Origin of the sequence: Mesorhizobium sp. M2D.F.Ca.ET.226.01.1.1, from assembly GCF_004022705.2 — a bacterium.
GTDB lineage: Bacteria > Pseudomonadota > Alphaproteobacteria > Rhizobiales > Rhizobiaceae > Mesorhizobium.
The window spans coordinates 1-10,631 of the sequence record NZ_RZOY02000029.1 but is presented as its reverse complement, the minus strand read 5'-3'; the positions used below and the strand labels follow the sequence as shown (position 1 = coordinate 10,631).

7 protein-coding genes and 2 pseudogenes are annotated in these 10,631 nt (G+C 61.8%); 2 read left to right on the top strand and 7 right to left on the bottom strand.

Annotation, left to right across the window (positions count from 1 at the left end; translation table 11 throughout):
* Nucleotides 1–904: 904 nt before the first annotated feature.
* Nucleotides 905–1,681 (top strand): annotated as a pseudogene (locus tag EN869_RS33490) (IS110 family transposase); the annotation flags it as partial.
* A 278-nt stretch (nucleotides 1,682–1,959) separates the two neighbouring features.
* Here EN869_RS33490 and purU read toward each other — a convergent pair.
* From purU to EN869_RS33460, 6 genes are all read right to left on the bottom strand, one after another.
* A complete protein-coding gene (gene purU / locus EN869_RS33485; protein WP_126101852.1) occupies nucleotides 1,960–2,844 on the bottom strand; it encodes a formyltetrahydrofolate deformylase in 885 nt (294 codons plus the stop codon).
* A 71-nt stretch (nucleotides 2,845–2,915) separates the two neighbouring features.
* The gene (gene folD, locus EN869_RS33480) at nucleotides 2,916–3,806 is read right to left on the bottom strand and encodes a bifunctional methylenetetrahydrofolate dehydrogenase/methenyltetrahydrofolate cyclohydrolase FolD (protein ID WP_126101853.1); all 891 of its coding nucleotides are present in this window, start codon (nucleotides 3,804–3,806) and stop codon (nucleotides 2,916–2,918) included.
* 1 nt (nucleotide 3,807) lies between these two features.
* Complete coding sequence (locus EN869_RS33475; RefSeq protein ID WP_245460085.1) at nucleotides 3,808–4,395, bottom strand: sarcosine oxidase subunit gamma; 588 nt, start codon at nucleotides 4,393–4,395, stop codon at nucleotides 3,808–3,810.
* The gene (locus EN869_RS33470; protein ID WP_126101854.1) at nucleotides 4,361–7,294 is read right to left on the bottom strand and encodes a sarcosine oxidase subunit alpha family protein; all 2,934 of its coding nucleotides are present in this window, start codon (nucleotides 7,292–7,294) and stop codon (nucleotides 4,361–4,363) included. Before EN869_RS33470 ends, EN869_RS33475 begins: the two co-directional genes overlap by 35 nt.
* Nucleotides 7,291–7,581 carry a sarcosine oxidase subunit delta gene (locus EN869_RS33465; RefSeq protein ID WP_126101855.1) on the bottom strand — a complete coding sequence of 97 codons (291 nt, stop codon included), beginning with the start codon at nucleotides 7,579–7,581 and terminating at the stop codon, nucleotides 7,291–7,293. The genes EN869_RS33470 and EN869_RS33465 overlap by 4 nt, the downstream gene beginning before the upstream one ends.
* Before the next feature lie 9 nt (nucleotides 7,582–7,590).
* Nucleotides 7,591–8,841 carry a sarcosine oxidase subunit beta family protein gene (locus EN869_RS33460; RefSeq protein WP_126101856.1) on the bottom strand — a complete coding sequence of 417 codons (1,251 nt, stop codon included), beginning with the start codon at nucleotides 8,839–8,841 and terminating at the stop codon, nucleotides 7,591–7,593.
* A 125-nt stretch (nucleotides 8,842–8,966) separates the two neighbouring features.
* Here EN869_RS33460 and EN869_RS33455 point away from each other — a divergent pair, with 125 nt between their 5' ends.
* Nucleotides 8,967–9,980, top strand: coding sequence for a GlxA family transcriptional regulator (locus tag EN869_RS33455; protein ID WP_210212399.1), 1,014 nt, complete (start codon nucleotides 8,967–8,969; stop codon nucleotides 9,978–9,980).
* A gap of 320 nt (nucleotides 9,981–10,300) precedes the next feature.
* Here the strand turns inward: EN869_RS33455 and EN869_RS34865 are convergent.
* Nucleotides 10,301–10,631: pseudogene (locus EN869_RS34865) on the bottom strand (hypothetical protein); the annotation flags it as partial.

The following is a 10,631-nucleotide window of genomic DNA, read 5'->3' as shown; positions in this document are numbered from 1 at the left end:
CGACGGTTATACTCCGCCTCGCTAAAAGGAAGCCCGGGCGCCAAGCTCGACTGAGTGTTCGCCATTACCTCTCCTCCGCTCCCGTCGTTGTGCTTAGATGGTCAACTGCCGGGTGGTTTGCGTCAAATGCAATTTTTATATTTTTGCCATCTAGCGGCGAGATGCCCCTATGGGGTGAAGTCCTAACCTGCTTGATGCACGGAGATGAGCTTTCGGCGGCCTGAAGCGGCGATCTGGTTGCCTTTACCGTGCGTCTTCCCAAGCGTAATAGGCGCCGGCGGTGATCCGTCGTGATGGAAGGCGAGTGGTTTGGGTCAGCGGGTTTGTTTCGGGACGTCTGCGCCCCATTGTTTATGTCGCGAGTTGCGGGATGCGACTGAGGACGGTGCGCAGGATACGCTGGTCCGGGCAGGATGTCGGCAATGCAGGCGAATTTGGGTTTTCATCTCGACCACGCGGCCGTCGAGCTTGAGGAGCGTGAGCCGCAGTGTGGCTAGCTGGGCACCGCATCGCGCAGGGTGAGCATCAGATCCTATGAGGAGGGTGGACAGCGACCTGCGCTGTGGCAAAGTGAGGTCGCGGAACCAACACCTTACCCTGGAGGCAAGCATGCCCGTTGCAGCTCACCAATCCGAAGGGCCGACGGCTATCCGTATCGATCTTGGCGCAATCTTCGTCCCATTTCGAACTCTTATGTCAAATGCAAGCGGCATGGCCACGACTGTTCATCCCGCCAACAATGGGTGGTCCTGCTTAGATGCTATAGGGCGAGCGGCGAGGTGTGGCATCCTTCGGCGCTGTTGAATCCACCATCAGAAGGAGCCGCCCCATGTCGTAGTCTTTTGACTCAAGCCGGTCCCTTACCGCTCTCGAACAGGATAACACGATCGTCGCCGTCATCGAGATGAGCAAGGCGAAGTGGGTGATTGCCGCGCTTGTTCCGGGTTTCAAGCGCCAGCCGCTCGACATGGTGATCACCTCGCTGTCGCCAGTTGGCGGCGAGAAGATGTCGAAGCATTCGGTGGCGGCCGGCAACATCGCCGGACTGCTGGCGCGCTTTGTCGAGCTTAAAAAGAAGGCAGAGGCGCGACCGGGCAGTGTTCTCCGATCGTGATCCATGAGGCCGGGCTCGATGGTTTCTGGATCCATCGAAAGTCACGTCGTCGATGCGGCGTCGATTGCGATTTCGCGCCGGCGCCGTCGCGCAAAGACCGACAAGATCGACGGTGAGGCGCTGATCCGGGCGTTGCTGGCCTACAAGCTAGTCGAGCCACGGGTGTGTGCGATGCTTCGGGTAGCGACGCCCCAAAAGGAGGACCGTTGCCGCATCACGCGTGAGCGCAAGGCGTTGACGGACGAGCGCGTGCGCCACGTCAACCGCATCAATGGCCGGCTGTTCGCCCACGGCGTATCCGCCCAAGAACCAATGCATCGCGACCGGCGCAAGCGACTGGAGGCGCTTAAGACCGGCGACGGCTGAGCGATGCCTGCATATCTGAAGATGCAGATCAGCCGGGAACTTGATCCGCTCGAATTGCTGCTGGAACAGATCAAGGCGGTTGAGGCTGCTCGCGATGCTGTGCTCGCTGCCGCGCATGTCGTCTCCCCGGCACCGGCGATGCTGATCAATCTAAAATGCATCGGGCCGGAGTTCGCCGCCTTCCTGTGGTCCGAAGGCTGTTAGCGATACTTCGAGAACCGACGACAGGTCAAGCGCTCGACTGGCCGGTCGAGCGGGGCCTGAGGCGACAGCGCGGTCAGAGGCGTCTGTTCCTCGGGTTTCCAGACGAGGAATTGCCGCATACTGGTGGAGTGAGAAGTCATGGCGTTTTCTTCCTAGGGTCGAGAATAGGGCGCCAACGTCACCGAAGTTGCAGGTGGGCGATTTGCGATCCGATCTCGTGACACCGTCGCGGGTCGAGAAAAAGCAATGCGGGTCACCTCGTTGCATTCGTACACTCATCCCAGACGTTCCGAAGCATGGGAGCCTGGCGAAGCGGGGAAGACCACGGTCTTGTTCCCGTTGAGGAAGACGCGGCGGTGGAGATGAGCATGGATCGCGCGTGCGAGAACCTGGCTTTCGACGTCGCGCCCGAGCGATATATAGTCGGATGGGCTCTGGGCGTGGGTGACGCGCACCGTGTCCTGCTCGATGATCGGCCCTTCGTCGAGATCGGCGGTGACATAATGCGAGGTCGCGCCGATCAGTTTTACCCCACGCTCAAAAGCCTGCTTGTAGGGGTTCGCTCCTTTGAATGACGGCAGGAAGGAGTGATGGATGTTGATGATGCGGCCGGACATCTTCTCGGACATCTCATTCGACAGCACCTGCATGTACCGGGCGAGCACCACCAGCTCCGCGCCGGTCTCCTCGACGATGCGCATCTGCTGCGCTTCGGCTTCCCTCTTATTCTGCTTCGTAACTTTGACGTAGTGGAACGGAATGTCATGGTTCACGACCAGCTTTTGGTAGTCCAGATGGTTCGAGATCACCGCCACTATGTCGACTGGCAGCGCTCCGATGCGCCAGCGATACAGAAGGTCATTGAGACAATGGCCGAAGCGCGAGACCATGATGATCACCCTCATCTTCTGGCTCTCGTCATGGAAGGCGAAGTCCATTCCGAACGTCTCGGCGGTGTCAGCAAAGCCGTTGCGCAGCGCGTCGAGGCCAGCGCCATCTTCAGAGATAAAGCTCACGCGCATGAAGAAGTTGCCGGTCTGCGTATCGTCGAACTGCGAGCTGTCGGTGATGTTGCAGCCGCTATCGGCGAGGTATCCTGCGATGGCCGCGACGATCCCGCGCTTGGACTTGCAGGTGACGGTCAGGTAGTATTTGTCCATGGCGAGCTTGCTCGTGTGTGCGGAAGAGATCCATTCGGGCGTGTCAGGTAGAGTGCCGGATTGCAAGGGGCTCATAAGGTGAGCCCCTCAGGCTCGGACAGCCTATGAGCACGGCAGCAGGCGGTAACCGTGTTGGCGAGAAGACAGGCGATGGTCATGGGACCGACACCCCCCGGCACCGGCGTTATCGCTCCCGCTACCTCCGCCGCGCTTCCAAAATCCACGTCGCCCACCAGTTGTTGCTTGCCATCCCGCGCGATCCGATTGATGCTCACATCGATCACTGTAGCGCCCGGCTTGATCCAGTCGCCGGGGATCATCTCGGGGCGGCCGACGGCAGCGACAAGAATGTCGGCTCGACGGCAGAATGATGCCAGATCGCGTGTACGCGAATGAGCAATGGTTACGGTGCAGCTGTCATTGAGCAGGAGTTGCGCCATCGGTTTTCCGACGATGTTCGAGCGCCCCACGACCACGGCTTCAAGCCCAGAGAGATCGCCGAGATGGCTTCGCAGCAACATCAGGCAACCCAATGGGGTACATGGCACCATCGCATTTTGTCCCGTGCCCAGAAGCCCGACATTCGAAATGTGAAACCCGTCGACATCTTTTGCTGGATCGATCGCATTGATCACCAGATCGGCGTTCAGATGACTGGGTAGAGGGAGCTGGACAAGGACACCATGAATATCCGGATCGGAATTCAGCTGCTCGATTAGAGCAAGCAGATCGGCCTGAGATGTTTCAGTGGGCAGCTTGTGTTCAAGGCTGCTCATGCCAGCTTCGATAGTCTGCCGTCCTTTGTTGCGCACATAGACTTCCGACGCCGGATCGCCGCCTACCAGAACCACTGCCAGGCCCGGCGTAATGCCGTGTTCCTCCTTGAGCCAGGCCACATGCCCAGCAACGCTCGACCGTAGCTGCGCGGCGGACTCTTTGCCGTCGATGATCTGAGCGGTCATGTTACCTTTCCTCTAGCCGCTTCGCCGCCGTTTCCAGTGCGTGCCAGAGCGATCCGGCCGACGAGCGCGCGCCCAGCACGGCGATATGAGCCTCGCTGCGGCGGATGACGAAACAGCTCATATGCTCAAGCCCGGTGCGCGTCGCGCGGCCCGGGCCAAAATCCGCGAGATCGACGTTAACGAGCTTCGACAGCAGTGCATCGATAGGCCCTGTGCCGGCTCGCGAAACGATCTCGAACGCGACCCAGCCATCGGTCTGCTCGGTCACCGAGCAGCCAGGGGCGAGTTGCTTGAGCTCGGCGGCAAAATCCAGCTCGGCGCGGCCTTCCGCCTCGATCATCCACTGATCCAGCCCGGTCCACAGCGCGGCAACCCCCTGCCCTGCAATCCAGCGGCCTGGTCCGGGAAGAGCGAGGCCGAACGGCGTGGGCTCAACGGTTCCGCGGCGCAGCGCCATGGAGGCAAGCGCCAGACCCCCGTTCTCACGGATCTCCAACGCCCCGAACGATGCGAGGCGTGGTAGTGCGGCACCGAGCGCGGTGATGGGTCTCAGGTCACTCACGAAGACGTGCTCCTTCAGGATCGACAAAATGCGCCGGCACGACGCGCAGGCGCGCGCTTTCGCCTTCGAGCGGGTTCGCGGCCACGATCACCTCGCCCAGCCGTTCATCGCCATTCTCGAGGAAACCGAGCCCGATCATTGAGCCGACATGTGGACTGTAGCAAGCCGAGGTGATCCAACCCTGATCGGTATCGAATTTCCACGGTGCACCTTCCGCAAAAAGATGTGAGCCGCTGACCACCTTCCCGGCAGGATCGACGGGCCGCAGCCCGACCAGGCGTCGCCTGTCGCCGGCAAGGCCCTCACGCCGCGACATCACGGCGCCGACGGAATCCTTCTTCTGCGATACCATACTGCCAAGCCCGACCATGAGGGCCGTCGCCTGTCCGTTCAACTCAGGGCCGGCGGCGTGTCCCTTCTCGATCCGCAGGACCCCCAATGCCTCGGTGCCGTAGGGCGTCGCTCCGAGATCGGCTCCCAGTTCCATCAGCCGCTCGATCAATGCGTGGCCGTAGCGTGCGGGAACCGCAATTTCGTAGGCAAGTTCGCCCGAGAAGGAGATGCGGAAGAGCCGCGCGCGCAGGCCATCGCAGACGGTGAGCTCCGCGCAGGCCATAAAGGGGAAAGCCTCGTTCGACAGGTCGAACCCGTCAACGATGCGGGCGAGCAGAGCGCGCGACTTCGGCCCGGCGACGGCAATCTGCGCCCAGGCATTGGTCGTGGAGATGAGCTGGACGTCGAGTTCCGGCCACAGGCATTGCCGCGCGAATTCCATGTTGCGATAGACCAGACCGGCGTTTGCGGTCGTCGTGGTGACCACACAATGATCCTCGGCCAGCCGCGCGCAGGTGCCGTCGTCATAGGCAAATCCGTCTTCGCGCAGCATAAGCCCGTAGCGGACCCGGCCGACTTTCAGCGTGGCCATCATGTTGCAGTAGAGACGGTTGAGAAACTCGCCCGCGTCCGCGCCCTGGACATCGATCTTGCCGAGCGTCGTCACATCGCACAGGCCCACTGCGCCGCGCACGGCCCTGGCCTCGCGGTCCACGCTCTGGCGCCAGTGCGTTTCGCCCGCACGCGGGAAATATTGCGCGCGCATCCACTGGCCGACCTCGACGAACACCGCACCCTGCGCCTCGGCCCAGTGATGGGTGGGTGTGAGGCGGCGCGGTCGGAAATGCCGCCCTGTATCGCCGCCGCCCAGGACCGAGAGCGTCACTGGAGTGTAAGGTGGGCGGAAAATCGTTGTTCCAGTTTCCGGGATCGACCTCCCGGTCAGCTCCGCCATCACGGCAAGACCGGTCACATTTGAGGTTTTGCCCTGGTCCGTCGCCATGCCGAGGGTCGTGTAGCGTTTCAAATGCTCTACCGGCCGCATGTTCTCGGCATGGGCAAGCTTGATATCCTTCACCGTCACGTCATTCTGGAAATCGACCCAGGCGCGCTTCTTGCCAGGTACGTGGAAGACGGGCGCAACCGTGTAGTCTGCCTCCTCAGCGCGCGGCAAATCGGGCAACGATGCCGCGATTCCAAGTTCGCCCATCGCACGCTGTGCGGCTCGCGCGCCGGAACGCAAGGCGTCGCCGGTGGAAAAATGGCCCGCCGCCGCACCTGCCGGAATTAATCCAAGAGGCCCATTCTCCCCGGGCAGGAATGCCTGCAGCGGTTCATTCCAAACAGGCCGACCGCGATGATGCGAAAAGAGATGCACATTCGGGTTCCAGCCGCCAGAGACCCCGAGCGCGCCGCACTCGATCCATTCGGACCTGCCGTTTGCCTGAACCTCGATCGATTTCAGGCCAAGCCGGCCGCGTGAGCCAGCCACCATGCCCCCCGTGATCAGCCGGTAGTCACCGCGAGCCTTCGCGTCGGGGCGCACGTCGATGACGGCGGCGATCTTGACATCCTTGGCGGCCAGATCGCGCGCGGTGCGATGACCGTCATCGTTATTGGTGAAGACAGCGATGGTCTCGGACGGACATGCCGCCCAGCGATTGGCGTAAGCCCGCATCGCGCCGGCCAGCATGATTCCCGGACGGTCATTGTCGGCAAAAGCGATCGGGCGCTCTGTCGCGCCCGCCGCCAGGACCGCGCGTTTCGCCGTGATACGCCAGAGTGTCTGGCGCACACGCCCGTTCGCCTCTGGGAGATGATCGGACACGCCTTCCACCGCGCCATAGATGCCGTGGTCATAGACCCCGAAAACCGTGGTGCGACGCATCACGCGAATGTTCGGCAGGCTCTCGAATTCAGCCTCCAACGCTGAGATCCAGTCGCTGGCTTGCGCTCCGTCCAACGTTCTCGTCTCGGACAGAAGCCGCCCGCCCAGGCGGAAATCCTCGTCGGCCAAAATCACACGTGCGCCGGAGCGCGCCGCCGTCAGCGCCGCGGCAAGCCCGGCCACCCCCCCGCCGATGACCAAGAGATCGCAATGCAGGAAGCCCTTGTCATAGACATCGGGATCGGCCTGCATTGAAAGGCGCCCGAGGCCCGCCGCCCTGCGGATCGCCGGTTCGTAGAGCTTTTCCCAGAAGGCTTTCGGCCACATGAAGGTCTTGTAGTAGAAGCCGGCTGTGAAGAAAGGCGACAGCAGGTCGTTCACCGCCAACGCGTCGAAGCCGAGTGAGGGCCAGCGGTTCTGGCTTCGAGCCTCCAGTCCGTCGAACAGTTCCACCGTCGTCGCGCGCGTGTTGGGCTCCCGCCGCGCGCCCGAGCGCAGTTCTACCAAGGCGTTCGGTTCCTCCGAGCCGACAGACAGCAGCCCGCGCGGGCGGTGGTACTTGAAGCTGCGTCCCATCAGACGAACGCCATTGGCCAGCAGCGCCGAGGCGAGCGTGTCGCCGGGATTGCCCTGGTAGCGCTTGCCGTCGAAACTGAAGTTCAAGGTCTGCGAGCGGTCGATCAGCCCTCCGGACAGTCGTGTCATTTGCTGCACCTCGTCCGCGAAAGGGCGGCATCGCGGGCCAGTTCCGCACCGAGGACTTCATGCGTGACCGTGTCGCGCGTCACCACCAGCCATGACCGGTCGCCCTGCTCGTGGAACCAAAATTCGCGATGCACGCCGGCCGGGTTGTCGCGCAGGAAGACGTAATCGCAAAAGGCGGCCTCGGCATCGGGCGCGGAGGGATCTGGACGGTCGATGAGCCGCGCGTCGCCCAGATAGGTGAATTCCTGCGCATCCCGCAGGCCCAGAAGTGGATGTGGGATCAGCATTGGACCGCCTTAGTGGAGATTGGGCTGGGCACCGGCGCCGCGCTCGTCGACCACATGGCCGCGTGCGAAACGGTCGATGCGGTACGCACGCGCTGTCTCGTGGGGTGCGCCGGTGGCAAGAAGATGGGCGAAGGCATAGCCGCTGGCTGGCGTCGCCTTGAAGCCGCCATAGCACCAGCCGCCGTTCAGATAGAGGCCATCAATATGCGTGCGGTCGATGATCGGCGAACCGTCCATCGACATGTCCACCACGCCCCCCCACATGCGCAGGAGCCGCGCCCGCCCGATCATGGGCATCAGCGCCATGCCGCCTTCTGCGACGTCCTCCACCACCGGCAGGTTGCCGCGTTGGGCATAGGAATTGTAGCCGTCGATATCGCCGCCGAAGACAAGCCCGCCCTTGTCGGACTGGCTGATGTAGAAATGGCCTGCCCCGAACGTGATCACACCGGGAATGGTGGGTTTGAGCCCCTCCGTGACGAAAGCCTGCAAGACATGGCTTTCGATCGGAAGCCGCATTCCAGCCATTGCCATGACCCGGCTCGATGAGCCCGCCACCGCCACCCCGACCTTGTCGGCGGCGATATAGCCACGCGATGTCTCCACGCCACGCACCTTGCCGCGATCGAGCCGGAAACCGGTCACCTCGCAATTCTGGATCAGGTCCACGCCATGGCTGTCGCCGCCGCGGGCATAGCCCCAGGCCACGCCGTCGTGCCGCGCGGTGCCGGCACGCGCCTGCATCAGGCCGCCTTTGATCGGGAAGCGCGCGTTGTCGTAATTCAGGAACGGAACCATGGCGCGCAGTTCCTCCCGACCCAGCAGCCGTGCGCCCGCCCCCGCCAGCATCATGGCATTGCCGCGGCGGCGAAAGGCATCGCGCTGCGCATCCGTATGAAAAAGGTTGATGATGCCGCGCTGGGAAACCATTGCGTTGAAGTTGAGCTCCTGCTCCAGTCCTTCCCAGAGCTTCATCGAGAACTCATAGAAGGGCTCATTGCCGGCAAGCAGGTAGTTCGAGCGGATGATCGTCGTGTTCCGCCCGACATTCCCGGATCCGAGCCAACCTTTCTCCAGCACGGCGATACGCGATCGTCCGAAGGTCTTGGCCAGATAATACGCTGTGGCCAAGCCGTGGCCGCCTCCGCCGACAATCAAATAGTCGTAGGAAGGCTTTGGATCGGGATTGCGCCAGAGCGGCCGCCACCCGGTGTGACCCTTGAGCGCTTCAGCAAAGACGCGGAAGCCGGAAAACTTCATATCAAGGACTCCTTGGACTGCCGAGACTATGTCACGGCAAGGGCAGCGAGGTGTTTTCAAAATTGACTCATGTGTGCTTTTGCCGGACATGTGCGAACGATGTGGATGATAGGATTTTCAACGGGATGATTGACGGGAATCACGGCAGCCCGCGGCGATACGGTTTCCTGCTGATCGAAGGCTATGCCCTGATGTCCGCAGCCTCCGCGGTCGAGCCGCTGCGCGCCGCCAACCTGCTTAGCGGGCGGGTTCTTTACGATCTGAACTTCATGTCGGCCAAGGGCGGGTGGATGCGCAGTTCCGTCTCGGGTGCGTTCGAGACCGAACCTGTTTCACAAGCAGGCACTGATTTCGATATTCTCTTCGTCGTCGCCGGCGGCAACCCCCTCACCTATCGAGACGACAGGATCCTCGCTTGGCTGCGCCGTCTCGCCCGGTCGGGAGTGCCTTTGGGCGGAATCTCAGGCGGAGCGGCAATCCTGGCGGCAGCGGGTGTGATGTCGTCACGCCGGTTTACAATTCACTGGCAGCACATTGATGCAATGCGGGAGACGTATCCCGACGCACTCATCGAACGGCGGCTGTTCGTCATCGATCGTGACCGCTTCACCTGCGCGGGCGGCATGGCCCCCCTAGACATGACCCATGCGCTGATCGCTTCAGATCACGGTGTGGAATTGGCCCGTGCGGTCAGCGATTGGTTCATCCATACCGGCGTCCGGCAGGCCGAGGCCCCTCAGCAATTGGACCCAATACGCAGGTACGATCTGCGCCATCCCGCTCTGGTCGCCATGGTGGAATTGATGACAAGCCACATTGCGGACCCGCTGAAGCTGGGCGATCTGGTACACTTGAGTGGTATTGGGATGCGGCAATTAGAGCGGTTGGCAACGGAACAGTTAGGACAGAGCGTGATGCAGTTCTATCGGTCTTTACGGTTGGAGAAGGCCGACGAGATTCTCCAACAGTCAAACCTGCCGCTCGTCGAAGTCGCGCTGGCCACCGGCTTTTCCAACCGCAGTCATTTCTCACGGGCCTTTCAGGCCCACTTTGGCGTGGGTCCCGCAACCCACCGCAAACAGCGCGGCCAAAGCGAAAATTATCACGGCAGGACGCTTTTGGGGGGCGGTCAAGTGTAGACTAGGAAAGGTCTCCACAACATCGAGCTTCTCGTGGGCGAGACGAAAACTTTTTACGCAATTCCTCGAGCCGAGATGTTCTCGCAAGAGGATGGTCTGAGCGCCTACGCGGCAATCTGGCAGCCGAATAAAGCGAAGCTGTCCTCGTCTTCATCCAGACGGCATCGACAATCTTCGACATATCGTCGACGAGAGCAGGGCTACATGACACTCCCCCAACCCGCCCCAGGAAAATCTTCCGAGACCATAGCGGCCTTGGCCGTTTGGATACCAATAGCATAGCGTTACCCGAGATGTGCCTGCCCGTCCGTCTCGACGAATCACTGCAACGCTTCGGAAGATCGGGCCAGTTCACGCGCGGCGTCTTCTTCGGCATATCGCCTGCCACGTCGAGAGAGAGCAGCCAGAAGAGGCCCAAGCCCTGCTGCTTCGAGGTTGCCTATTGCCGAGAGGATCTCGTCCTGCCACCGCGGGTGAACGTTCTCTCTGCTGAGGCCCTTGAATTTCTCCCAAATCTGATCGGTCGATAAAGGGCGCAGGACATCCCCAAGTGGGTGTCGTACAATCATTTCTTCCGGCCCTTTCCCTTGATCCATGACAACGCGGGCTGGCGTTTCGGCTGGAAACGCCGAAGCGAAATCGGAGGACGCT

Excerpts from the sequence above, each read along its gene's own strand:
- purU (WP_126101852.1), bottom strand. The coding sequence starts at position 2,844 with ATGGACAAATACTACCTGACCGTCACCTGCAAGTCCAAGCGCGGGATC.
- folD (WP_126101853.1), bottom strand. The coding sequence starts at position 3,806 with ATGACCGCTCAGATCATCGACGGCAAAGAGTCCGCCGCGCAGCTACGG.
- EN869_RS33470 (WP_126101854.1), bottom strand. The coding sequence starts at position 7,294 with ATGACACGACTGTCCGGAGGGCTGATCGACCGCTCGCAGACCTTGAAC.
- EN869_RS33465 (WP_126101855.1), bottom strand. The coding sequence starts at position 7,581 with ATGCTGATCCCACATCCACTTCTGGGCCTGCGGGATGCGCAGGAATTC.
- EN869_RS33460 (WP_126101856.1), bottom strand. The coding sequence starts at position 8,841 with ATGAAGTTTTCCGGCTTCCGCGTCTTTGCTGAAGCGCTCAAGGGTCAC.
- EN869_RS33455 (WP_210212399.1), top strand. The coding sequence starts at position 8,967 with ATGATTGACGGGAATCACGGCAGCCCGCGGCGATACGGTTTCCTGCTG.